Origin of the sequence: Deinococcus sp. QL22 (genome assembly GCF_023370075.1) — a bacterium.
Lineage (GTDB): Bacteria > Deinococcota > Deinococci > Deinococcales > Deinococcaceae > Deinococcus.
In genome coordinates this window covers 2,028,144-2,052,475 of record NZ_CP097149.1, presented here as the reverse complement: position 1 = coordinate 2,052,475, position 24,332 = coordinate 2,028,144, and the positions used below count along the sequence as shown (strand labels likewise).

The 24,332-nt window shown below is 63.4% G+C and carries 18 protein-coding genes; 10 read left to right on the top strand and 8 right to left on the bottom strand.

The features are described from left to right. Positions 1-131: 131 nt before the first annotated feature. Positions 132-575 carry a superoxide dismutase gene (locus tag M1R55_RS10260; protein WP_249391678.1) on the bottom strand — a complete coding sequence of 148 codons (444 nt, stop codon included), beginning with the start codon at positions 573-575 and terminating at the stop codon, positions 132-134. A 225-nt stretch (positions 576-800) separates the two neighbouring features. Continuing rightward, entirely contained in the window at positions 801-1,322 is a 522-nt protein-coding gene (locus M1R55_RS10255) for a YbjN domain-containing protein (RefSeq protein ID WP_249391677.1), read from the bottom strand. A gap of 135 nt (positions 1,323-1,457) precedes the next feature. On the opposite strand from M1R55_RS10255, the gene M1R55_RS10250 reads away from it, so the two are divergent. From M1R55_RS10250 to M1R55_RS10220, 7 genes are all read left to right on the top strand, one after another. Beyond that, positions 1,458-2,540, top strand: a complete 1,083-nt coding sequence (locus M1R55_RS10250; RefSeq protein WP_249391676.1) for a bifunctional nicotinamide-nucleotide adenylyltransferase/Nudix hydroxylase — start codon at positions 1,458-1,460, stop codon at positions 2,538-2,540. A 62-nt stretch (positions 2,541-2,602) separates the two neighbouring features. Next, complete coding sequence (locus M1R55_RS10245; RefSeq protein WP_249391675.1) at positions 2,603-3,076, top strand: hypothetical protein; 474 nt, start codon at positions 2,603-2,605, stop codon at positions 3,074-3,076. A 97-nt stretch (positions 3,077-3,173) separates the two neighbouring features. Then, a complete protein-coding gene (locus M1R55_RS10240; protein ID WP_249391674.1) occupies positions 3,174-4,571 on the top strand; it encodes a nicotinate phosphoribosyltransferase in 1,398 nt (465 codons plus the stop codon). A gap of 3 nt (positions 4,572-4,574) precedes the next feature. After that, positions 4,575-5,057, top strand: a complete 483-nt coding sequence (locus M1R55_RS10235) for a hypothetical protein (RefSeq protein ID WP_249391673.1) — start codon at positions 4,575-4,577, stop codon at positions 5,055-5,057. Further along, positions 5,054-5,644: a nicotinamide mononucleotide transporter family protein gene (locus M1R55_RS10230; RefSeq protein WP_249391672.1), complete on the top strand. Its 591-nt coding sequence runs from the start codon at positions 5,054-5,056 to the stop codon at positions 5,642-5,644. Before M1R55_RS10235 ends, M1R55_RS10230 begins: the two co-directional genes overlap by 4 nt. After that, positions 5,616-6,662 (top strand): AAA family ATPase, encoded by a 1,047-nt coding sequence (locus tag M1R55_RS10225; RefSeq protein WP_249391671.1) that lies wholly within the window; start codon positions 5,616-5,618, stop codon positions 6,660-6,662. The genes M1R55_RS10230 and M1R55_RS10225 overlap by 29 nt, the downstream gene beginning before the upstream one ends. Positions 6,663-6,724: 62 nt before the next feature. After that, complete coding sequence (locus M1R55_RS10220) at positions 6,725-7,435, top strand: TM2 domain-containing protein (protein WP_249391670.1); 711 nt, start codon at positions 6,725-6,727, stop codon at positions 7,433-7,435. A gap of 192 nt (positions 7,436-7,627) precedes the next feature. Here the strand turns inward: M1R55_RS10220 and M1R55_RS10215 are convergent, their stop codons facing one another. The 3 genes from M1R55_RS10215 to M1R55_RS10205 all read right to left on the bottom strand — a co-directional run bounded on the left by M1R55_RS10215 (position 7,628) and on the right by M1R55_RS10205 (position 14,431). Then, positions 7,628-12,595, bottom strand: a complete 4,968-nt coding sequence (locus tag M1R55_RS10215; RefSeq protein ID WP_249391669.1) for a DUF4132 domain-containing protein — start codon at positions 12,593-12,595, stop codon at positions 7,628-7,630. A gap of 2 nt (positions 12,596-12,597) precedes the next feature. After that, the gene (locus M1R55_RS10210) at positions 12,598-13,002 is read right to left on the bottom strand and encodes a hypothetical protein (protein ID WP_249391668.1); all 405 of its coding nucleotides are present in this window, start codon (positions 13,000-13,002) and stop codon (positions 12,598-12,600) included. A 145-nt stretch (positions 13,003-13,147) separates the two neighbouring features. After that, entirely contained in the window at positions 13,148-14,431 is a 1,284-nt protein-coding gene (locus M1R55_RS10205; protein WP_249391667.1) for an aminotransferase class I/II-fold pyridoxal phosphate-dependent enzyme, read from the bottom strand. A 92-nt stretch (positions 14,432-14,523) separates the two neighbouring features. Between M1R55_RS10205 and M1R55_RS10200 the strand changes: the two genes are divergently transcribed. Then, the gene (locus tag M1R55_RS10200; protein WP_249391666.1) at positions 14,524-15,528 is read left to right on the top strand and encodes an NUDIX domain-containing protein; all 1,005 of its coding nucleotides are present in this window, start codon (positions 14,524-14,526) and stop codon (positions 15,526-15,528) included. A 68-nt stretch (positions 15,529-15,596) separates the two neighbouring features. Here the strand turns inward: M1R55_RS10200 and pheT are convergent, their stop codons facing one another. From pheT to pheS, 3 genes are all read right to left on the bottom strand, one after another. After that, entirely contained in the window at positions 15,597-18,056 is a 2,460-nt protein-coding gene (gene pheT, locus M1R55_RS10195; RefSeq protein ID WP_249391665.1) for a phenylalanine--tRNA ligase subunit beta, read from the bottom strand. A 103-nt stretch (positions 18,057-18,159) separates the two neighbouring features. Beyond that, positions 18,160-18,627, bottom strand: coding sequence for an NUDIX hydrolase (locus M1R55_RS10190; RefSeq protein ID WP_249391664.1), 468 nt, complete (start codon positions 18,625-18,627; stop codon positions 18,160-18,162). Positions 18,628-18,647: 20 nt separating this feature from the next. Then, positions 18,648-19,682 (bottom strand): phenylalanine--tRNA ligase subunit alpha, encoded by a 1,035-nt coding sequence (pheS, locus tag M1R55_RS10185; RefSeq protein ID WP_249391663.1) that lies wholly within the window; start codon positions 19,680-19,682, stop codon positions 18,648-18,650. A 358-nt stretch (positions 19,683-20,040) separates the two neighbouring features. Here pheS and M1R55_RS10180 point away from each other — a divergent pair, with 358 nt between their 5' ends. Next, a complete protein-coding gene (locus M1R55_RS10180) occupies positions 20,041-21,528 on the top strand; it encodes a potassium/proton antiporter (protein WP_249391662.1) in 1,488 nt (495 codons plus the stop codon). Positions 21,529-21,741: 213 nt separating this feature from the next. After that, the gene (locus M1R55_RS10175; RefSeq protein ID WP_249391661.1) at positions 21,742-24,072 is read left to right on the top strand and encodes a bifunctional diguanylate cyclase/phosphodiesterase; all 2,331 of its coding nucleotides are present in this window, start codon (positions 21,742-21,744) and stop codon (positions 24,070-24,072) included. Positions 24,073-24,332 lie beyond the last annotated feature (260 nt).

Here is a 24,332-nt window from a genome sequence, read left to right as displayed (position 1 = left end):
AACGTGAAGTTCATCCGTGCAGGGTAACGCAGCGGGGGCAACGGAACAGGAATAGCCGGAAATCCAGGGCAGAAGTAGGGCAGCCCCCACTTGGAAGGCTGCCCCGGCTGGTGATGGAATCAGAGGAAAACTTAGAGTCGGACGCCCGTGCAGGCCACGCCCGCGTCGGCTGGCGTGCCGTCTGCACCCGTTGCGGTGTGAATGTTGAAATAGGTGGCCGCCGTGACCACGCTGGTCGCCACTTCGCCGTTAAGGGCGAGGTAACCGCTGCTGTCGGTCTTGCCCACGATCTTGCTGGCCATAATCGGTGCGCCGCCGCTCTTGCAAGGATCGGCGCTGGCCGTGCCCTGCACGTGGTAGTGGGCGACGTAGTAGGTATCGGCCTTCAGGCCAGTCACGCGGGCCGCGGTCATGACCATGTCGCCGCGCCGCACGTTCACACCGCCCACCGGGGTCAGCTCGGCGGCGGCGGGCTGCTTGCCCAGCGTGTAGTTGGTGCCCACGCTTCTATCGATCAGGCTGCAAGAAGAAAGGGCGACGGCGGCAGCAGCAGAAAGCATCAGGATTCGTTTCATGGGTAAAACCTCCAGACCGAACCACAACGCGGGGCGCTCTTTGGGTTGGTCTTTAGAATGTGACCCTATGCTGCACTACTGCCGAGTTAGGGAAGAGTAGTCGCGCCTGCAAACTCAAGGGCACGCCAACTAGTTCTAAAGATTGAAACAAGAGAAAGGTTCAACCGAACGCGCCGCCTGCACAGGAGCAAGCGGCGCGACCTCTTCCAGATGCGCGGTTAAGAATTACTCCTCGTCTAAGCTTTCCTCGAAGGTGCTGACATCATCGAGGTACTCGGTCATCCATGCTTTCAGGGCCGTTTTGGTGTAACCGCCCGCAATGACCATAGTCGTATCGAGGTAATAGCTGCCCTCGTAGATGTAGGCCTGGGTGTAGTAGTTGCCGTTCCACTCGTTGGTCAGTTCTACATCCAGGGCGTCTTCATCGTCGCTGTAGTCCCAGTAGGAACTAGCGGTAACACGGGTGCAGACGTTGCCTTTGCAGTTGCTGAACCAGACGTCGATCTCGTAGTCGCCCGCCGTGACGCTCAGGCTAGGGTCTTCGTCTGGGTTGGCCGGATTTACGGTGACCTTGTAACCTGCTTCGCGCAGCGCGGCGGCCACACTGTTAGGCGTCGCGGCCTGAATTTGACCAGTGCTGCCGCCTACGGTGGGTGCGGCAGCTCCCCCGGCAGAGGCCACACCAAGTGCGGAGGTCAGCAGAAGGGCGGCAGAAAGAAGCACCTTATTCACTGGTTTTGTCTTCATAAGGTCACATTACGTCATTTTTGCTGCACCGTTGCTGCACATATTGGGGGAGATGGGGGCAAGACCTTCGGCTTTTCTTACCGTTCAACTCACGCCACTCATTCTTCACATGATAGAGGCTGTGCATTGTGAGGCATGGTGCCCCTCCCAACCGAGTCTGCTGCTGCTCTCGCCCGCGAATCTGCGTCTCCCAGCCGCACCCGCAAACGTACGTTTGGCGTATATATTGGCAGATTCGAACCGCCACATATGGCCCACCTGCTGGTAATGCAAGAAGCGCTGGAAAGCGTGCAAAAGCTGATCGTGGTGATCGGCAGCGCTGAGGCCGCCCGCAACACCAAAAACCCCTTTACAGCCTCGGAGCGGGAAGCGGTACTGACGGCCATGTTGGAAGGCGTGGGCATTAAGAAATCACGCCTCTTGTTCGTGCATGTCCGCGACTATTTTTATAATGAGGGACTGTGGCTGGGGGCCGTACAGCGCGGCGTGCAGGCGCACACGCACGGCAGCAGCGATGTGGCCCTGATCGGCCACGTCAAGGATGAAAGCAGCTACTATCTGCGTTCCTTTCCGGCGTGGGAATTTATTCCGACGCATGTGGTCAGCCCCTTAAGTGCCACCGATGTCCGCAAAGCCTACTTTGAAGACCGTCTGGACGATGTGCGCGGCATGGTTCCGCCCGCCGTCCATGCCTTCCTAGATGCCTTCCGCGCCCTGCCCGAATACACCGAACTGCGTGAGGAATACCAGTATTTGCAGGCCTACCGCGCTGCCTGGAAAGACGCCCCCTTTGCGCCCGTGTTCGTGACCACCGACGCTGTGATTACCCGCAGCGGGCATGTGCTGCTAGTGCGGCGGGCGGGACTACCGGGCCGGGGCCGCCTTGCCATGCCGGGGGGCTTTCTGGAACCCGGAGAAACCCTGCTGCACTGCGCTGTACGCGAGGCCCACGAGGAAACCGGCCTCAGCGAGGGCGTGAATCTGGCCGGAGCCTTACGCGCTCAGGCGGTGTTCGATTACCCAGACCGCAGCCAACGCGGGCGCACGATCACGCACGCCTACCACTTTGATCTAGGAATAGGCCAGTTGCCTGTGTTGCGGGCCGCCAGCGACGCCGCCGAAGCCTTCTGGCTGCCGCTGAGCGAAGCGTTGGCGCACCCGGAACTCTTTTTTGAGGATCACCACGCCATCATCGAACACTTTTTGATGCGGGGATAGGGCAGGAAGTCTGACCAAGAACGGGGCAGCTTGCAGCTCGGTTGCCGTTCTCAAGGGTGAACATGACCAATCCTATGATCTGGCAGCTCAGTCTGGATTCCATCAGCATCAGCGAAATCCGGCGCTGGCCCGAGCGGTCTGGGCCGCACTATCCGCACCGATTGTTGCTGAAGACCAGAGGGCAGGCGTGCGCTGCGGTGGTTCTCAGCGAGTTTATAAATGCCAGCTGGCTGCAAGACCCCGACCTTCAGTTTTTACCCGAACTCCTGAATCTGGCTCCAGACGGCGGCGGTGTGAATCTGCGCGAGGAGGGCACGGCTGTCCGGCAGGGCGAGCGGGTGCACATCTACCCCATGTCGGCGCAGACGCCCGGCGCAGATGCCAGCTACGCAGAGTTGTGCGAGGTGGTGCGGCTTAACCTGCTGTATCTACACCTGCGGCGATTCTGGATGGATGAACCGCTGTCCCAGGCCCTGAACGTGCGTGGCCTGCCCTACTACGAATCTGGGCGGGGCTTCCGGGTTCGCCAGAGCTAATGCGGAGTGGCCCCCCTTACTCACTTTTCTAATAATCGAAGATATAGATTGTGAGACAGCAAACACCGCCTCTCCCCTGCTGAAAAGGAGCCTGACCATGAGCACCCCCCTGCACCTGCTGGCCGACGACAACCTGATTCTGGATACCGACAGCTACAAAAGCAGCCACTTTCTTCAGTACCCAGCGGGCACGACGCGGCTGTTTTCTTACCTCGAATCTCGCGGCGGGCGGTATCCGGTCACGCGCTTTTTTGGGCTGCAATACCTGCTCGACCGCTACCTGACGCGCCGCATTACGGCCGACATGGTGGACGAAGCCCGCGACCTGATCGAAGCGCACGGCGAACCGTTTCCCTATGACGGCTGGATGCGCGTGGTCAACGTACACGGCGGGCGGCTGCCGCTGGAAATTCGCGCCGTGCCCGAAGGAACTTTGGTTCCGATTCATAACGTGCTGATGAGTGTAACCAACACCGACCCGGAGTTGCCTTGGCTGGTGGGCTGGTTTGAAACCATGCTGATGCGGGTCTGGTACCCCACCACCGTCGCCACCCAGAGCTACCACATCCGCGAAATTATCCGCGCCGTTCTGGAAGAAACCAGTGACCGCGCTGCCGAGGAACTGCCCTTCAAGCTGCACGATTTTGGCAGCAGGGGCGTCAGCAGCCGCGAAAGTGCCGGGCTGGGCGGCCTCGCGCACCTGATCAACTTTCAGGGCAGCGATACGCTGGAAGCCCTGCGGGTGGCCCGCAACCACTACGGCGCAGACATTGCCGGCTTCAGCATTCCCGCATCCGAACACAGCACCATTACCAGTTGGGGCAAAGAGCATGAGGTGGACGCCTACCGCAACATGATTCGGCAGTTCGGCAAACCCGGCGGGCTGTACGCCGTCGTCAGCGACAGCTACGACCTGAAATACGCCATCAATGTGCACTGGGGCGAAACGCTGCGCCAGGAGGTCATCGACTGTGGCGCAACCCTCGTCGTACGCCCCGACAGCGGCGAACCGCCCGCCATGGTGCGCCTCGCCGTGAACGCGCTGGCCGCCAAATTCGGCACCACCACCAACTCCAAGGGCTTTATGGTGCTGAACCATGTGCGCGTGCTTCAGGGCGACGGCATAGACGAAACCACCATCCGCCAAATTTTGCAAAACCTGGTCGTAGACGGCTACAGCGCCGAAAACGTGGCCTTTGGCATGGGCGGCGCACTCCTGCAAAAAGTAGACCGCGACACCCAACGCTTTGCCTACAAAGCCAGCGCGGGCCTGATCGACGGCGAATACCGTGGCATCTACAAAGACCCCGTGACCGATCCCGGCAAACGCAGCAAAGACGGCGTGCTGGACTTGGTGCAGGAGGGCGGGCGCATGATCACGAAGGCCTATAAGACCTTCGACACCGACTTTCCCGGCTCTTTGATGCGGACGGTGTACAGGGACGGGGAGATGTTGGTGCGGGATACGTTGGATGAGGTTCGGGGACGGGCGTAAGCCATGAGCCGTTCAGATGCTTGGCTGCAAAACCTGTTCCCAGACAACGCCGAACGCACTTTGCCGTGGCCGGAAGTAGGCCAAACGGTCACGCTTTGGCGGCCTGTGGGAGAGTATGAATTGGCCCTGATTGCTGCAAGCCAGTGGGCCGCATTTTCGCCCCGCCTCCCCGATCAGCCAATTTTCTATCCGGTGCTGAACCGTCCGTATGCTGAGGAAATCGCCCGCGACTGGAACGCGAAACGCAATAGTCCGCCCGTTGGCTACGTCACCGAATTTGAGGTGCGGACAGAAGTGGTGACAAGCTACGAAATTCAGATCGTGGGTTCAGAGGGCATTCATCAGGAACTCTGGGTTCCAGCAGAGGAACTGGACGCCTTCAAGGCCGCCATTCTTGGGCCAATTCGCGTAGTGGCGCACTTTGCGGGCGAGGGGTACGTGGGACGAATTGATTCGGTGACGCATCTGCCTCAAGGAGTCCAATGACCCTCTTCACCCTCCCCATTCCCCCCCTTGCCCTAGACCTCGCGGGCGGCCTGTGCGTCCTGATCAGTCTGTATTACCTCTGGAGCAAAGCAAGCACGTACTGGCACTGGTCTAATGCGTCGCTGCTGCCGTATTTCCTGCTATTCGTGGGCGGCGGGCAATGGCTGCTGGCGGGCTTGCAGGTCACGTACCTGATTTTTGGCATTCACGGCCTGTACCTGTGGCACCTGGAGGCGCGGCGCAACCGGGGCGAAGTCCGATTTAACGAGCCTGTCTGGTACGGCGTCACGTGGGCCGCCAGCCTGCTGATTTTTGCCTACACAGTGGCCGTCACTGACTTTTCGGCGGCGTGGAACTGGGTGCAGTTTGCGGCGGTGTCGCTGGCCCTGATCGCCAACTTTGCCACCACGCGGCGCTGGGCCTGGTCATGGCCCGTGTGGATCGCCGTGAATGCGGTGCAGGCAGTGTATTTCTGGCACGCCGAATACTGGGTGCTGTTTGGGCTGCAATTCGTGCTGGCGGCCATGAGCATGTACGGCTGGCAGGCGTGGCGGCGCGATGAGGCACGGACGGTGGCCCTTGCTTGAGCCGGGGCAGAAGCGCTTCTTACACGGCCTGATCATAGGCAAATTCGCCCCGTTTCATCTGGGTCACCGATTGCTGATCGAACGGGCGCTGGAGCAGTGCGAACGGGTCGGCGTGTGGGTCTATTCCCGACCCGACTTTGCCCAGATGCCCTCGCCCCTGCGCCGCAACTGGATTCGGGAAGCGTTTCCGGCGCAGCTGTTTCCGGGGCTACACCTTCTGCCAGATGCCCCGCTTCCCCCACTGAACACCGAACCCGACGCCACCCACCGCGCCTATGTGCGGGCCGTACTGGACAGTTGGGCAGTACAACTTAATTGGAATGGCAGACCCGATGCCGTGTTTACCTCGGAAGCCTACGGCGACGCGCTGGCCGCCGAACTGGGCGCAGTGCATGTGTGCGTGGACGCGGCGCGGGCAGCGGTTCCGGTGTCGGGAACGCAGCTTCGGGCCGATGTGCATGGGGGGCGGGCGTACCTGGAGCCGCATGTGTACGCACATTTTGTACAGCGGGTGGCCGTGCTGGGCGCAGAAAGCACCGGCAAAAGCACGCTGACTCGGGCACTGGGCGAGAGCTTAGGCACAAGCTGGGTGCGCGAATACGGGCGCGACGTGTACGAGCGGGAGAATGGAGCGCTGACGCCGGAGCATTTTCTGGAAATCGCCCTCGGCCACCGCGCCCTGGAGGATGAGGCCGCCCGCGCTCCCGGCGTACACCGCTGGGTGTTTTGCGATACGGACACCGCCACCACGCTGATGTGGTCATATCTGCTGACGGGCACGGCCTTGCCCGAACTGCACGCGCTGGCCGATGCCTGCCGCACCCGCTACGCTCACACCCTGCTGTGCGCCCCCGACCTCCCCCACGAGCAGGACGGCTGGCGGGCCAATACCGAAGTCCGTACCGTGCAGCAGGGCTTTATCCGGCAGGATTTAGGCACGCGGGGCATAGCATTCACAGAGGTAACGGGGAGTGTAGAAACGCGGGTGTTGCAGGTTCGCGCCGTACTGGAACAGTGAAGTTTCGTAACAACTTGCAAGCCGTCCAGTCATCATTCAAGGTAACCGCAGGAGGCCCAATTGTGACGAACGATCCGAACAACCCCGGCCCGAAACCCGACGCTCCCGCTGCCTCATCCGGCTGCACATCTGGCAACGCGCCGCACTGGGCCGACACATTTGATACTAAGACTGCTGATCCGAAGGCCGCGCCCGCTGAACCCGCACGTCAGGCCAGCGTAGATCTCGGCAAGCACGCGGAAGCTGCACCCAGCGGCCCAACCGGTCACACTCCCACCCACACGCCCTACCGCAGCGACGATCCGTTTGGGCAGGTCACGGGCGGCAAAAGTACGCCCGCGCCGACGGCTTATGCGCCCGCGCCCCAGCCTGCGCCGATGGGCCAGCCGATGCCGCCACCCACGTCCTCACAGCTCTGGAACGATGCTCAAAGTTCCGTCCAATCTTCGGTGCAGGGCGGCCTGAATCAGCTCGCGTCTGCCGACACCAGCACCAGAAAACTGATCGCGGGCCTGCTGGCGATTTTTCTGGGCAGCCTCGGCATCCACAAGTTCTATCTGGGCATCACCAAGCCGGGCATCCTCATGCTGGCCCTCACGCTCGGCGGCTACCTGATGTTTGGCCTGCTGTGGTGGATCGGCATCGGCTTCCTGTTCCTCCTGCTGCCGTTTGCCATGAGCATTGTGGGTCTGATCGAAGGCATCCTGTACCTCACCAAATCCGACGCCGACTTTGACGCGAAGTATGTGCGCGGCAAGCAGGAATGGCTGTAGAGGCGAGGCTTTGAGCCCTCAGCTTTAAGCCATGAACATCCAAAAGATAGGACGCTGGAGCAGTTGCCCAAGCGTCCTTTTTTGGTTGAGATTGGATTGAGCGAGTGCAAGGAGTTCAGGTGCAGCCGGAATCTCTTTTTCGACTCTATACCCTTAGACGCCCTCCCACACAGCGCTAATAGCCCCTCTCCCTCACCGCAACTGCTCCAGAATTGTCGGGTCTTGAATCTCGCGGTCACGGGCAAACAGCAGCACCTTGGACACCACTTCGGCGGTGCGCGGGTCAGGATCGGCAAACGGCAGGAAGATTCGGCCCTGCTGCTGGTTATGCACGGGCACCACACACAGCGCCCCGCCTGGCAGCAGATGCACGTTGCCCGATCCCAGATGCACGCTGTAGCGGGCAAACGCGCCGTCAATGAGGGCGTGCTGATCTTGCAGGCGCACGTTGTCCAGCTTCAGCAGACGCACGGTTTCGCCCACGAGCGCCGCGCGCATCTCGGTGGTGCTCTGGCTGGCTTCGGGGTCTACGCCGCCCACGTGCGCCACGCTGACCACCAGATCGAGGTCGCGCATGGTCTCGCTGAACAGGCGCGGCGGAATGGTCGCCAGCGGCATGAGTTCACCCGTCTCGCGGGACGTGAAATAGGCTCCGTCCAGCGGCGTGCCCTCCACCTCTCCGGGTGTGGTGTACGCCAGCGACGTATCCAGCCACACGTTGATGCCCTCGGCGTGGAAGGTTTTGCGGATGCCTTCCTCGTGCACCGCCACCCAGCCGCGAGCTTTCAGGAGGGCCAGCGCCTGAGAGGGCTGCACATGGTGTCCGGTGTAGCGGGCCGAGCGTTTGGCACCCTGCTCGGCGGGCGTGAGGGGGTAATACTCGCGGAACACCTGCTTGAAAGGCTGCCCAATCTCATGTTCGATGACCTGCGCCTGCCATTCCCGCCACTGACCGGAGGCAAACAGGTCGTGTGGGTGGGCAATTCTGAGGGCGAGGTCGGCAGTCGGCACAGGCTCAGCCAGCGTTTGCAATTGCCCACCCTGCCACCAGCCCAGCGCCGCTTCGTTTTGCACCCACACCAGCGCCCGCAGGAGGGGCGAAATTACTGGATGCAGGGCCAATTGCGCCAATTCCTGGGGTGTAAACAGGTCGCCGCGCACCATCGCTTCTTCCAGAGCGGCCCGCATTCGGCCCCGTGTGGCCCCCAGTTCGGTCAGGGTTTCGCGGATCGCCACGATTTCAGGGTGCTTTTTGACGGCAGCGGGCAGATTTTTCAGCGGTTTCTCGCCGCGCCGCACCCACAGGCTGGCTTCACCCTGCGCGGTCAGGGTCAGGCCCACCTGCACGCCTTCCACATCGGCCTGCCGCGTCCAGTCGGGGGCCAGCCGCGCTTCCATGGCCCAGCGCAGGCGTTGTGGGTCGGCGTATCCGGCAGTGCGGGCCAGGTTCTGCATCCCGATATCGGCGGCAAGGCGTTCGCTGACCTGCCGCTGCGCCCCGAATTGCCGCGCCGAGTGCCGGAAGTCCGAGAGGACGCGGTATCGGCCTTCCAGTTGCGCCGCACCCTTCTGTTTACCCTTGCTGAGCGGCAGCAGCCCCAGCGCCCGCACGCTGTCCTGCTGGCGTTTGGTGGCAATGGCTCCGGTCAGTTCCTCTTCGGGCAACTCGCCCAGCAGCGCCCGTGCAAAGCGTTCGGCGCGTTTATGCCCGCCACTGCTGGAAGCGTATTTGGCCGCGTCCAGCAAGCGGGCAAAGTGTGCTGCGCCCAGATCGGCGTACATCTGCCGGAACCATCCCACGTCCACCGCGCCGTCCAGCAACTCCTGCGGCGTCAGCGGGGTGCGCTCGCTGATCTCGGCCTCCCACGCCTCCCTTACGTCCTGCGCCACCGACCAACTGGTGTCGCGGGTATGGGCGTGCAGCCAGTACACGCCGCTTTCCAGCCCCTTCCAGCCCAGCGTGGCCGCCACCAATCTGGCCCACTGGGGCGCGAACATGGCGAGATCGAGCAATCGACTTTCGGGGATGCCGTGCATTTTCACGGCTTCCGCAAAGGTTTCGGGCGTATCGGCAATGTTAGGAAAAGACACCCGGATCAGGTGACTGAGGACATTGGGGCGGCTCTCATTGCTGCCCGTGTAGCCGCGCCGCAGGGGTTCTTTACCCAGCGCGGCCAGTGCCCGTAGCGCATACGCCGCCCCGTCTACCCAGGCCAGCGCCAGAGCGGGCGTGCTGGCCGCCGTTTCCAGATCGCCGCGCTCCAGTTCTACGGCCAGCACCCGCTCCCGCACAGTGTTCACGGCAGCCACCCAGTCGGGATGGGTCGGCAGGCGTTCGTCGGGTTTGCGGCCCGAATAGCGGCGCAGTTCCGAGAAATTGTTGTAGCTGGAATAGCCCTCACGCTCGCCCGGAGCGCCGATCAGCGCGTCCAGCAGGTCGGTGCGGTTGGCCCAGCCCTGCGCGTAGGCTTCCAGCAGCAGGGACGTGTCGGGCCGCCGCCGCGCCAGCTTGGAAAACGCCTGGTTCTGGTACAGGCTGAGCCACCACAGCCGCTCGCGTTGGGCCAGCGTCCAACGATCAGCAGGCAAAAAGTTGGGCGAATGCAGCCCGTCGCGGGGATCGTCGCCGCGCCAGCCGTAGCGGTTGGGTTGCACTTCACAGTCTTGCGGCAGCGCCGCCAACTGCGTTTCCCACACATCCAGCGCCAGATCCACGTCGGCGGGGGTGGCCTGCCGCGCCAGCAGCGGCAACAGGCGGAAAATCAGCGAGGCGTAGCGCAGGGGCGCGGGCAACATCACGGGAGGCCCGAACATCTTTTCCAGAATCTGATCGGTCAGCGCCAGCTTCTCGGTTTCGCCGTCTTCAAACTCGTTTTCCTCTTCATCATCTTCGTCGTCCACATCATCCGCGTCAGCGTCTTCGGCCTCGTTCAGCAGGGCGTCCAGATCAATGTCGTCTTCCTCATCCGGCGCGGCGGCCCCGGCGGGCGTCTTGTGGCGGCGTGTGGCCCACGTCAGGGCGGTAAAATCATCGTCCTGTGGGTTCTCGCGGTTTTGCCAGAAGGTCAGCCACAAGTCGGGCAGCGGGAACTGCTCGCCGTACCAGTAGCCCAGATTGCCCAGTAGCCGCACTTCCTCGCCGTCCCAGCCCTCGCCCTCCACCGGGGTTTCGCGGTGGGTGTGGGCCAGTTCGTCCAGCGCGGTCAGCAAAGTCGCGCCGCGTGCCAACACAGCTGTATAGGGGCGAACTTGGGCGGCGACTGGGCGCGGCGGGGTCAGCTCAGCCGGGTCAAACAGGCCCAGACCGTCCTTCAACGTCATCGCCGCATCGGGCGTGAGCAGGGCGGCGTGCAGCGATTCTTCGGCCTGCCCACGTGGCACGAAGTCGGCGGGCAGATCGGCGGCGTGCCCGTACAGCAGCAGGAGTTGCAGGCCCGCCTGCCGCTGCTCCCCGGTGCGCGAGGCCAGCAGGCGCAGCGCACTGGCTTTGGCCTGCGCAGGGTCGCGGCCCAGCAGTTTCAGCACGCCCCGGCGCAGGTCGGCCCCCTTGCGCTTCAGCAGGGCGTTCAGTTCCAGCGTTTCGCCCTCTTCCAGGGTCAGCCCGTGCGTCAGCAGGCGGTCTATCAGGTTCACGGCCTGCTGAGACAGCGCCGACGAACGGTCTTGCAGCAGCGTAAAAATGGCAGCCCGGCTGTGGGAATCGAGCGTCACAGGCGTCGTTGCCACGATTTTCCCGTCGACTTCCCGCCCTTCCAGTGCGCGTTCCTGTATGGCCCCCAGCACCGCCGCCCGTCCGGAACCGCTCATCGCGGGCAGATGGGCCAGCAGCACGCCAATAGGCCGCGTTCCCAGATGACGGGGCAGGTTGTCCAGCACGTCCACCCGGCTGGGCAAGTGGCCCAACCAAGGAAATAGTAGCGGCGTATGCGTGGCGTCGCCGTTGGTGGCTTTAGGTGCAGTAGACAGGCGCAGCGCATAGGCCTCAATTCGCTCAAATTTGCTGTCTACGGGGTCGGTGCTGTACCCATGCTGATTCAGGTACATCGCGCCGATTCGCAGTTCAGGGTCGTCCAACAGGAACAGCAGGTCGCCGGACGTGTACAGGTCGCTGTCCAGCAGGAAGCGGGCGGCGGCCATGCGGCGTTCCGGGTCGGCGTCGGGCATGGGCTGAAGCAGGCCGAGGGCCAGGGCAGCAGCTTCGGGCGCGTCGCGCATGGCAAGCGTGTAGAACGCCAAGAACGCTTCTTGCCCGCTTCCAGTTTGCACGGCGGCCCGCGCCTGTGCCGGATCGTCAAGGAAGCCACTGGCCTGACTCAGCAGCGGGCGCAGACGCTTCAGGTCAGTCACGTCGTAATTCAGGCCGAACCACACGTCGGCGGCCCGCACGGTGGCGGCAAACCGCAACAGGTCTTCCTTCAGAATCAGGCGCAACATGCGGGCAAAGGCGTCGGGGTGGGCCTCGTCTATGCTTTCCAGAATGACCTGCCGCAGCCCTTCCTGACGCTGTGCGGCCAGCAGCAATCCCTCGGCCAACGCCCAAGCATCGGGCCGCGCCGACACCAGCCACGCCCGCGTGACATGCCGCCCCATGCGGGCCACCGGGTGCTGTGTGGCGGCAGTCTGCGCCAGCACGTCGAATACAGCCTCGTTGCCGTCGTCTATGGCCTGCGCCAGCAGCCAGCCCAAATCGTCGGAGCGCCAGCCCAGGAGTCCAGCGTGAACCGCGAACCACTCCAGATCCTGCGGGTACTCGCGGGTCAGTTCCCACAGCGCCCACACCCACGCGGCGGCCCGCTCTGCTTGCTGCGGCTTTCCGGGCGCACGAAACGCCCGCCGCGAATAGCCCTGCGGATAGGTATGACGCGTGAGGAAGGTGTCTACGGCGCGTTCCACGGTGTCGGCAATCTGGGGAAACAGCACACCTAACAGGGCCGTGCGCTCTGGACTGGGGGCGGCCAGAGTCTCTTGCAGATAGGTCAGGCGCTCGGCCAGATGGTTGGGGTTGTAGCCCGTGCCCGTATCGGCCCGCAGGAAGGCCAGTTTCTCGGCTTGAGGGGCGGGCAGGGCGGCGGCGCGGCGGTCATAGGCAGGCTTCCACGCCTTGCGAAAGGTGCCGAGGTAGACATCCAGCGTTTGGCCGTTCAGAGCAGGACTGGTCATGCTTAACCGCCCGCCAGAGGGGTGAGACGCAGGAGCATCAGCGTGCTGTCGGGGCGCAGGGTCAGGGGGTCATCCAGCGTCATGATCTGCACATCGTCTACGAACACGAAATACATGCCGTCGTTGTAGGCCAGCAGAGCCACTTTCACGGCTTCATCCGGCTCGGCCAGCCGCGCACTTTCTTGCGGCCCCACGCTCAGTTTGCCTGCCGCCGCGCCTGCATCCATCTCACGCTCAGTCAGCACCCGCAGCAGGCCCGCGCCGGCCTGCCGTCCGTTGTAGCCGTCCACCTCGGCCCTCACCAGCTGTTCCAGCAGCCCCCGCAGGGTCGCCACCTCGCTCAGCAGTTCCAGCGGACGGCGTTCTAGGGGGGTGCGGCGGCCAACAATCTTGGTCTCGACAATCATGGGAACCTCGGTGAGATGAATTGGATTATGATGCTCAATTACGTTTATAGCAGAATAAATACAGCAGGGCAAACCTGCTCCAGCGTTTGCCCAAGCTTCATTTACGTTTTTTCGGAACCAGAGGGCGGTCAGGCCCCGCAGGTGGTCAGGCCAACGCCTGCGCGATATCCGCCTGCAAATCGGCCAATGCCTCTACGCCCACGCTCATGCGGATGGTCAGCGGTGTGACCCCGGCCGCGTGGCGGGCAGGCTCGGCAATGCGGCCATGCGTGGTCGTCCACGGGTGTACCACCAGCGTGCGCGTATCGCCCAGATTGGGGGCAATTCTCAGCACTTTCAGGCGGGGCAGGAAGGCCGAGGGGTCAGGCACCTCGAAGGTCAGGACTGCGCCGAAGCCGTGCCGCAGCACCCGAACAGCGTTGGCGTGCGAGGGGTGACCCGGCAGGCCCACGTAGCTGACGCGGCCCACGGCGGGATGCGCTTCCAACCAGTGTGCCAGCGCCAGAGCTGTGGCCGATTCACGCTCCAGCCGCAGCGCCAGCGTTTCCAGGCCCTGCGCGATCTGGTGGGCATTCTGGGGGGCCAGATTCATGCCCAGTTGGTGCGCCCCGAACCAGCGCTGCCGCCAGGCCAGGGCCGCATCGCCGCGCACGTTCAGTACGCTGTTGGCTCCGCCCTCGGTGTAAATGGGATTGCGCGCCAGGTCGTGCTGTGTGCCCACGGTGACGCTGCCGCCCAAGACCCCGCCGTGTCCGCCCGCCCACTTGGTCAGCGACTGGGACACGATATCTGCGCCGTGTTCCAGCGGACGGCACAGGAAGCCCACGCCCGCGCAGGTGTTGTCTATGCCCAGCAGCGCCCCGTGTGCGTGCGCGATGTCGGCAAAGGCCGCGATGTCGGGCACGTCTCCGGCGGGATTGCTGAGGGTTTCGCCCCAGACCAGCCGGGTGTTGGGCTGCAGGGCGGCCCTCACCGCGTCGGGCGTATTGGCCGTCAGGGTCGCCGAAATGCCCATCAGCGGCAGGATGTTGTTCAGCATGCCCGACGTGCCCCCAAACAAACTGGCCGTAGACACCACATGATCCCCGGCGCGGCACACGCTCATGATGGTGGTGAGGGTGGCCGCCTGTCCGCTGGACAGCGCGATGGTGGCTGCGCCGCCTTCCAGCGCGGTCAGACGTTCTTCCAGCGCCCGCACGGTAGGGTTTTGCAGCCGGGCGTAGCTGAGACCCGTATTCAGTTGAAATTCTTCCTGTGCCTGCTCCAGTGTCTCGAATTGGAAGGCGGCGGCGTGATGCACCGGAATGCCGATAGTGACGCCCAGGCCGCGCCCAATGCCAGTTTGTACGGCGGTGGTTTCGTAGCTCCAATCGGCGGCGGCTTGCTCAGTCGTATCAGGAATGGGAAGTCGGGCGGGCGCGTCGGTCATGGGTTCATGGTAGGCGAAAGGGCCGCCGCAAATGGGGCGCAAGCAGGACAACTTGCTCGGCATCTCGCCTTCCTCCCGCTACACTCGCCCGCATGGGGTACTTGTCAGAGTTGCGGGCCGTCTGGGGCCACGCGCCGCTATTTGCAGTCGGCATCGGCGTGATGATTTTGGATGAACGGGGCCGGATTTTGCTCCAGCAGCGTGGGGATGACGGGTTGTGGGGCACACCGGGGGGCGCAGTGGAACCCGGTGAGGATTTCTTGACTGCTGCCCGCCGCGAATTACTGGAAGAAACAGGGCTGGTGTGCCCCGATCTGCACCTGCTGGACTTGCCCGATGGCCTGGTGGACGGGCCAGAGCTGTACCACTGCTACCCCAACGGCCATCAGGTGTACATGGTGGGCATGCGGGCGCAGGGCACGCTGCCCGCCGCCGCGCTAGACCACGCCGCCCCCGACGACAGCGGCGAAACCCTGGTCCTAAAGTGGTTCGACCTGAACAATTTGCCGCCCATCAGCGCGAACGCCAACATCGTCAAAATGAATCTGCTGCGGGCGCGGGTGGGCCTGCCGCCGCTGCCGCTGTTGCCTGTGCCCGCGCCCCCGCCGGTAACTGGCAATTTTGCGCGGGCGTTGCGTGCAGCAGCGGGAAAGCGGCCCCTTCTCTTGCCCGGTGCCAGTGTTCAGGTCTTGGATGAATCAGGGCGTTTGCTGCTGCTTCGGCACGCCAAAACTGGCCTCTGGGCATTGCCGGGCGGCAGCATGGAACCCGGCGAAAGCTTTGAAGCCTGCGCCGCCCGCAAGCTACGGGAAGAAACGGGCCTCAAGGCGGCGCGGCTGATTCCGGTACAGATGCAGGCCGGGCCGATGTTCCGGGCGCAGGATGCGGCGGGCAATATCGCTGACACCATCGGCGTGATCTTCCGTGCGAAGGGCGTCAGCGAAAGCCTGCACCTTTCCGATCTACGCCTGCCTGCCGGGGAAATCACGGAAGCACGGTGGGCCGGGCCGGATGACTTGCCGGGGGAAGGGCAATGGGCGGGGGCGTATGTCCGGGAAGGAGTGCGGGGGGCATTTGGAAAGGAGTTGAGTAGCTGACGTTCCTACCCCAGACACAAAACAGGGGCCAAAGCATCCCGCCTCAGCCCCCGTCCTCTCACTCCTGCTTACTTGTCCCGAATCCCCCACCCCTGCGCCCGAATGGCCCCGATCAGGCGTTCCATCACCGGGTCGACCTCGGCGTCGGTGAGAGTCTTTTCGCCCCGGAACACGAGGCGCACGGCCACGCTGCGCTCTCCTTCGGGAATAGGCGTGCCGACGTACACGTCGAAGGGTTCCACAGTTTCCAGCAAGGCTCCGGCTTCGGCCTTCAGGAGCGCGGCCAGTTCCCCGTAAGAGACGGCATTGGGCGCAATGATCGCCAAGTCGCGCCACGCAGCGGGAGCGCGGCTGGGGTCGCGGAAGGCCCAGGCGCGGCCCGGTAGCGGCAGGGCGGCTTCCAGCAAAAATGTCTCCCCCTTCAGGCCAAATTCGGCGGCCACAGCGGGATGCAGCGCCCCGATCCAGCCCACGCCCTGCCCGTTCCAGACCAACTCGCCCGCGATACCGGGATGCAGCGCAGAAGGCACCGCGTCGCCGCGCAACTGGCGCACCTCTACGCCCGCGCCGAGGCTGGCGGCGAGGCTTTCCAGCAGGCCCTTGAAGACACCAAACGTTCCGGCCATCCCCGGCTGATGCGTTTTGGGGGCGAGGTCACCGCGCATCAGCAGGCCCACGCGCTCGGCCTCTCCGCTGGCCGGGAAGATGCGCCCGATTTCGAAGATCAGCACGCGCTCGCCTTTGGGGTGGGCGCCCGCCGCCTTGAGCAGCGACGGATACAGGGCGGTTCGCATAGCGGTACGGTCAGCGGTCAGCGGATTTTGCAGGCGCACGGTGGGCGCTTCGGCGCGGGCTTTTGCCGCTTCCTCGTCGCTGGTAAACGTGTAAGTCACGACTTCCTGTGCGCCCAGTCCGGCCAGGGCGCGGCGCAGGTTGGCGCGGGCCAAGCCTTCTTTTTCCGCGCCGATGTTGCTGGTATGAATCCGCAGCGTGGGCAGCGTTTCGGGCAGATGGATGAACCCGTGCAGGCGGGCCACTTCCTCGGCCAGATCCTGCCAGATCGCCATGTCGATGCGCCATGAGGGAGGCGTGACGGTCAGTTGGTCGTCGGCGGTCACGACTTCGCAGCCCAGCCGGGTCAGGATTTCGCTCATCTCGGTGGTGGAAATGTCCATGCCCAAGAGGGCGCGAATCTGGCTGCCGGTGGCCCCGATGACGCCGGGAACGTCGGGCGTGCCCACCAAGGTCAGGCCGGGATGGGCCGTGCCGCCGCCCGCCGCCGCCAGCAGTCCGGCCACCCGGTTCGCGCCGCGTGGGGCCAGCAACGGGTCTACGCCGCGCTCATAACGGTACACGGCGTCGGTTTTCAGGCCGAGGCGCGTGCTGGTGCGCCGCAACAACACGGGGTCGAAGTGCGCCGATTCGATCACCACATCACTGGTATCAACCCGCACGCGCCCATGCTCGCCGCCCATGATGCCCGCAATACCCAGCACGCCCTGACCGGCTTTGACCTCGCCAGCGGTGGCAAAAGCGTCGGCCACCGAGGAAATCGGCACGGGGCGGCCATCCAGGATCAGCAGATCTTCCGGCCCCGTCCCATGCTCGCCGCCCATCAGGTCGCGCACCGTTTCGCCCTGCCGCAACCCGAAGGACACGATGATCTGATCGTCGGTCACGTCGCGGCGGTCATACAGGGCGGTGGGCTGACCGAGTTCCAGCATCACGTAATTGCTGGCGTCCACGATCAGGTCAATCGGGCGCATTCCGGCCAGCGTCAGGCGGCGCTGCATCCACAGTGGGCTGGGGCCGTTCTGAATGCCAGACACGGTGCGGGCAGCAAAATGGTCGCAGCCGAAGCGCAATTTGCGGGAAGGATCGCGCTCGATAACGAGACCACGTGGGGGCAGCGACACCCGAATTGCTCCGTTTCCAGTCGGTTGCGGGCCTGCGTCAGGCATCATCAGTTCCAGCTTCAGGAAGGCAGCGAGGTCACGGGCCAACCCCACAGCACTCAGCACATCGGCGCGGTTGGGAGTCACTTCCACGTCCAGCACGCTATCGGCGGCCCAGACGGTGTGCATGGGCGTGCCGGGGGCCGCCGTGCCTGCCGGGAACAGCATCAGCCCCGCCGCCGATTCACCGAGACTCAGTTCTTTGGCGCTGGCGGCCATCCCCCACGATTCCACGCCCTGCAACATCCGCACGCCGTATTCCATGCCGCCCAGCGTGGTTCCGGGAGTCACGAGGGCCACCATCGTTCCGGCCCGCAGGCCCACCGCATTCGGCGCACCGCTGGCAATGGTTTTGGCTCCGTATGGGCCGACATCCAGCGCCAGGCGGGTCAGTTGCGTGCCGTCTATGGGCGCGGCCTCGGTCACGGCGGCCAGCACCACGCCTGCAATGGGCGCGGGCACGTCTTCAATGCCTTCTAGGGGCAAGCCCAACTGGGCCAGAATCGGCTCCAGGTCGGCGGCGGGGGGAAGGTCAGGCAGGAGTTCTTTAAGCCAGGTGTAGGGAAGTTTCATAACTGCTCCAGAAGGCCATGAGCTATGGGCTATGGGCTTTGATTGATGGGGTTAATTTGATTAGAGTTGAGCTGAACCACCTAGGGCATTCCCAAAAACACACTCAGCGCGTTGATGTGCAGGGGTAGAAAGCTTCCGGCTGTAGCCTCAGCAGTTCCCGGCAGTCCTTGTAGGTCATCCAGCGGATGTTCGTCGTCTCGCCCGTTGCTTCTAACAAAATGCCTTCCGCTTCACAGATGAAGGTGTGCAGGATGATGGAATAGCCGCCCGATAAATTCTGAGTCGTCAGGAAAGGCGTGAAGCTCATGACTTCATAGCCGTTGACCGTACGAATGATTGAAGATTCTTCGCCCAAGATTCGGCTGAGGCTCAGGCCCGTTTCTTCTCTGACTTCCCGGCGCAACGCCTCAAAGACATTTTCGTATTCGCGCACTTTGCCCGCCGCCACTTCCAACATGCCGTTCTCTATTCCGCCGCCGGGCTTCTGGCGAACTTGAATGAGTAGGGCGTCTTGACCATCCTTCTGACCGCCAATGATGGCCCCGACGCAGGGAATGGCGAAAGCTTCCACAGAACCTGCTTCCACTGGCCCTACCCCAACTCACCCCTAAACTGCCCGATCACTTTCGGGTCATTCGCGTAGAAGTAGCGGATGTCGGGGATGCCGTACTTCAGCATGGCAATGCGCTCTGGCCCCAGCCCGAAGGCGAATCCGGTTTTGCCCTCGTACACGCGCTCCCGGCCCTCGGCTTCGCGCAGGTCGTCTACGGCCTTGAACACGTTGGGATGGATCATGCCGCAGCCGCCCAGCTCCAGCCATTTGCTCTCGCCACGCGGGTTTTCCCACCACACGGCAAAGTCGGCCCCCGGTTCCACGAAGGGGTAATAGCTGGGCTGAAAGCGCACTTTGGCAGTGGGGCCGTACAGCCCACGCGCCATCTCGGCAATCGTGCCTTTCAGGTCGGTCATGGAGATGCCGTCGCCCACCACCAGCCCTTCCAGTTGGTGAAACATGGCTTCGTGGGTGGCGTCGGTGGCCTCGTAGCGGTAGACCTTGCCGCGCACCACGACTTTCAGGGCAGGTTCGTGGTTCACCATGTAGCGAATCTGCATGGGGCTGGTGTGCGTCCGCAGCAGGCGGCCATCTTCCAGCCAGAAGGTGTCTTGCAGGTCGCGGGCGGGGTGATACCACGGCACGTTCAGGGCCTCGAAGTTGTGGTGCTCGTCCTCCACTTCCGGCCCTTCTATGACCGCGTAGCCCATGCGCTCGTAAATAGCAGTCAGGTCGTCGTACACACGGTTGATGGGGTGCAGACCCCCCACCGGAAGGGGCAGGCCCGGCAGCGTCACGTCTATGGCTTCGCTGGCAAGTTTGGCGTCCAGCGCGGCCTGTTTCAGCACGGCTTCGCGCTCGGTCAGGGCGGCTTCCAGCGCGGCCCGCACGGCATTGATCTCTGCGCCGCGTGCCTTGCGTTCTTCGGGGGGCAGCTTGCCCAGTGTGCCCAGTTCTTTGGTCACGAGGCCGCTTTTGCCCACGTAGCGGGTCTTCACCGTTTGTAGGGTCTCGAGGTCGGGGGCGGCGGCGATGTCGTTCAGGGCTTGGGTTTGTAGGGTCTGATCGGTCATGAACTCTCCTAGAAGAACAAAAAAACACCCGCCGCGTGGGGTGCGGCGGGACGAGACGCGTGACCGGTCTTCTCAGGTCAGCGTCTTCCCGCTCCGAATAAACGGCGAAGGTATACCGGGGCGGGCAGTCATGGGTTCAGGGTAGCGGGCGCGTGAGGCCGGGTCAAGTCGCCTCTGCTCTGTCAGAGTCGGCCCGCGAAGTTGCCCCGGACAGTTGCCCAGCTTGCGCCCCTGTTCTGTGAAGCACGTATGCCACCATAGACCATGAACCTGACCCAGCGCACAACCCGTTCGCAGGCCCAGACCGATAGCGCCTGTGCAACCGCTCCGGGCAGCGGCCTCTTCGGAGACACGTTGTATGGGTGAAGCCCATGCCGAGCTGTACCTGTTGGCCGCAGGCGTGTTGCTGCTGGCAAGCCTGCTGCTCAGCCGGATTGGGGGGCGCCTGGGCATTCCGGGCCTGCTGCTGTTTTTGGGCGTAGGCATGTTGGCCGGGTCAGACGGGCTGGGCATTCAGTTTCAGGACTACCGCGTGGCCCAGATTCTCGGCGTGGTGGCGCTGGCTTTCATCCTGTTTCAGGGCGGCCTGGACACCAACTGGACACTGACCAAACCCGTGGTGCGGCGCGGGATCAGTCTGGCGACCATCGGCGTATTGGTCACGGCGGGCCTGATGGCGGTGTTTTCCCATTACGTGTTTGGCTTTCCGTGGCTGGTGGCGTGGTTGCTGGGCGCGGTGGTCAGTTCTACCGATGCCAGCGCCGTGTTCAGTGTGCTGAAGGAACGGGCGCTGGGGCTGAAGGGCGACGTGGCCCCGCTATTGGAATTTGAATCGGGCGGCAACGACCCGATGGCCGTGTTCCTGACCATCGGCCTGCTGGAACTGATCGCCCAGCCTGAATTGGGCGTGCTGAGCATCGTGCCACTGTTCCTCAAGCAGATGATCATCGGCGGCGTGCTGGGCTACGGGCTGGGACGCGCCGCGCTGTGGATCATCAACCGCGTGCAGCTTCAGTTCGAGGGGCTGTATTCGGTGCTGACCATCGCGCTGGCCCTCACCATCTTCAGTGCCACAGCTCTGGCAGGCGGCAGCGGGTTTCTGGCGATCTACATTGCGGGCGTCATTCTGGGCAACGCCGAATTCATTCACAAGCGAAGCCTGATCAACTTTCACGATGGGCTGGCCTGGCTGATGCAGGTGGGCATGTTCCTGACGCTGGGCCTGCTGGTCAATCCGCGTGAGTTGTGGCCCACAGCAGGGTTGGCGCTGGCCTGCTCCCTGTTTTTGGTATTCGTGGCGCGGCCCGTCAGTGTGTACCTCAGCCTGTCGCGGGCCAAGATGCCGCTGAACGAAAAAAGCATGGTGGCCTGGGTGGGCCTGCGCGGGGCCGTGCCCATCGTGCTGGCGACATTTCCGCTGCTGGCGGGTGTGCCGCAGGCCCAAATCCTCTTTAACGTGGTGTTTTTTATTGTGCTGACCAGCGTATTGCTGCAGGGCACCACCCTGACGCTGGTGGCCCGTGCGCTGGGCGTGCGTGAAGCCCTACCCAGCCGCACCGATTACCCGATTACCTACACGCCCACCGGACACAACAAGAACGAGATGGTGGAAGTGGACGTGCTGCAAGACAGTGCCGCCGATGGAACCAGAATCGTGGACTTGCACCTGCCGCCCGCTGCCCTCGTGATCCTGATTCACCGCGCCGGAGAATTTCTAATTCCCAAGGGAGCCACCGAACTGGAGGCGGGCGACAGCGTTCTGGTGCTGGCAGACGGCGAAGATTTGCGCGAAGTTCAGCGGCGACTGGGGCACAAGCCCATCGATTTCATTCCTATCGCGCCTTAATGAAGCCGATTCTATCTGATTCACATCCAGCCTTGTAAGAAGGACGGGAGGGGCGGCTCATTAAACTTAGTCCATATGCGGCCCCTCTCCTCTTCCCTTTCTCAACAATCTAAATGGGGATTAGGCACAGTTGTAGCGATCTACTTCATTCATCTGAGCCGGGTTATAGGATTGTGGACTCTGCCTGAACTGGCTTCTACCCTCAATGGCTTTTTGTACGTTCCCGTGGTATTGGGTGCGGCAGCCATCATCTGGGGAGTCGCCCCGCGCACCACCCAGCCGGGGGTCTGGCGGTTGTTGGCACTGGGAACGCTGCTATGGGGCGTCGGGCAAATCATTTTTGCGTCGCTGCAACTGTTCACGGGGATGTTCTCGCTGGCCGATCCATTTTTCTTGGCGCTTCCGGTTTGCTTCTGGCTGGGTTTTTTGGCCCTGGAGCGCCAGCAGCCCGCGTTGGTGGGGCGGGCGGCGTGGCTGGATGTGGCCGCGCTGGTGGTCAGTGTGGGCGCGTACCTGTGGTATTTCCTGCTGGCCGCGCAACTGCTGAATTCCAGCAATTCTCTGCTGTCCAACATCGTCACAGCGGCCTATCCGCTCTCTGACCTGTTGCTGCTGACCTTGCTGCTGGCGCGGGCGTGGCGCGGCGCAACGCGGAATTCGGCACAGGCCGAACGCCAAGCCAATAGGGGCCGACTGGACTGGAGCACACTGAATTGGGGCAAACTGGACTGGGGCTGGACACTGGCGCTGGGCATGGGCTGCTTTATCGCCGCCGATCTGGGCTACAGCTTTCTGACCCTCAACGATGCTTACACCGGGCAGCAGTGGCCCGACACCCTCTGGCCGCTGGCGACGCTGCTGTTTGCGGGCGCGGCGGTGCAGGCCAGCGTGTCTTCCAGAACCACCCCACAGCCCGCGCCGACTCCCCCCTCGCGCATGGGCCTGCGCACCCTGATTGCCCCTTACGCCGCGCTGGGCGCTAGTTTTGCGCTGCTACTGACACTGCAAGAATTGCGTTCGGCTCAGGCTCAGGGCGTGTTGGTGGCCACCTTTGTGGTGGCGCTGCTGGTGGCCGCCCGCCAAACGCTGGCCCTGCGGGAACTGCAAAGCCAGCAGGCCAAATTAGAAGAAAGCCGCACGCTGCTGCACTATCAGGCATACCACGACCCCCTGACCGGACTGGGCAACCGCGCCCAATTTGAAGTGGTGTTGCCCCAACTGCTGGCTGGGGGCCACCCGGTCGGCGTGCTGTTCATAGACTTGGACGACTTTAAATTTGTGAACGATGCGCTGGGGCACCGTATGGGCGACCAGTTGCTAAAGGAAGTCACGGGGCGGCTGCAACTTGCGGCGGGGCCGAATACGGAGCATACCCAGACGCACTGCATCCGCTTTGGCGGCGATGAATTTTTGGTGCTGACTACGCCTGCCAGCACCGAACACCTGCACGCACTGGGAGCGCGGCTACTGGACACCCTACGCGACCCGGTCATGTTGGCGGGCCAAACGCTGCAAGTGACGGCCTGCTTGGGCGCCGTGCTGTCGGGGCCGGAAGCACAGAGCGCCGAAACCCTGTTGCGCCGTGCCGATCTGGCGATGTACGCGGCCAAACGCAGCGGCAAGAACGCGGTGCGCCTGTACTCGCCCGGACGCTACGACCACCTTGCGGCGCGGCGGGTGCTGCTGGAAACGCGCCTGCGGGGCGCACTGGAACGCGGGGAATTCCGGCTGTTCTATCAGCCACAGCAGGAGCGGGGCGGGCAGATCCGGCGTTTCGAGGCCTTGCTGCGCTGGAACGACGCCGAACTGGGCAGCGTGTCGCCATCCGAATTTATTCCGGTGGCCGAAGACGCGGGTCTGATGATCGATATCGGGCAATGGGTCGTAGAAGAAGCCTGCCGCCAACTGGCCGAATGGCGGCAGACCCAGCCCGAACGCCGAGTGGCGATCAATATTGACCCGCCGCACCTGATGCGTCCGGACTTTTTGCCCCGCCTTCAGGCGACGCTGGCCCGCTACGCCCTGCCCGCTACGGCGCTGGAACTGGAAGTGACCGAGCGCCTCTTGATTACCGACGAGGATCAGGCCAGAGAAACCCTGCGGGCGTTGCTGGAACTGGGCGTAGATGTGGCCGTGGACGACTTTGGCGTGGGCCAGTCCTCGCTGGCGGCCCTGCTGCGCCTGCCGATCACCACCCTCAAAATCGACCGCGCCTTCATCTCGGAACTGGGGTTAGCTGAACTGGGGCCAACTGCACTGGGAGAAGAGCGGGCAGACGGTCTGCACCATCAGGCGGCGGCCTACAAAGTGGTGCAGGCGGTGGTGGCCCTCGGCGCGGCTCTGGGTTTGCGTGTGGTAGCCGAGGGTGTGGAAACCCCGGCACAGGCGCGGGCCGTGTGGGTGCTGGGCTGCGACGCCATTCAGGGCTATCTGGTGGGCCGCGCCGTGCCGCCCGAACAGGTTCCCACCCCGCTTGGGATGCAGCCCAGTGCGCTGGAGCCGTTGCCGCTGCTGCCGGGGAATCGTTGGGGGAAATTGGGGTAGATGGTTGAGTGAAGGGCGGTCTAAGGGTCTAGGGTCTGAGGAAGGGTCAAGGGCAATCGCTGCGCTCCCTCACCCCCTCCCAGCCCTCTGCTTCGCAGTTCTGCGAGTCCCCTCAAGGGTGAGGGAGCAAAAACCACCACACCGCCGCCCAAAATCGTTTCCGCCTCTCTCCGTGTGAGGCCGTCGTGCGTGAAACGCGCGGGCCAATTACAGCTATAAGACGACTGGCAATTCCGCTTCAGATGGACGATTTAGGCGAG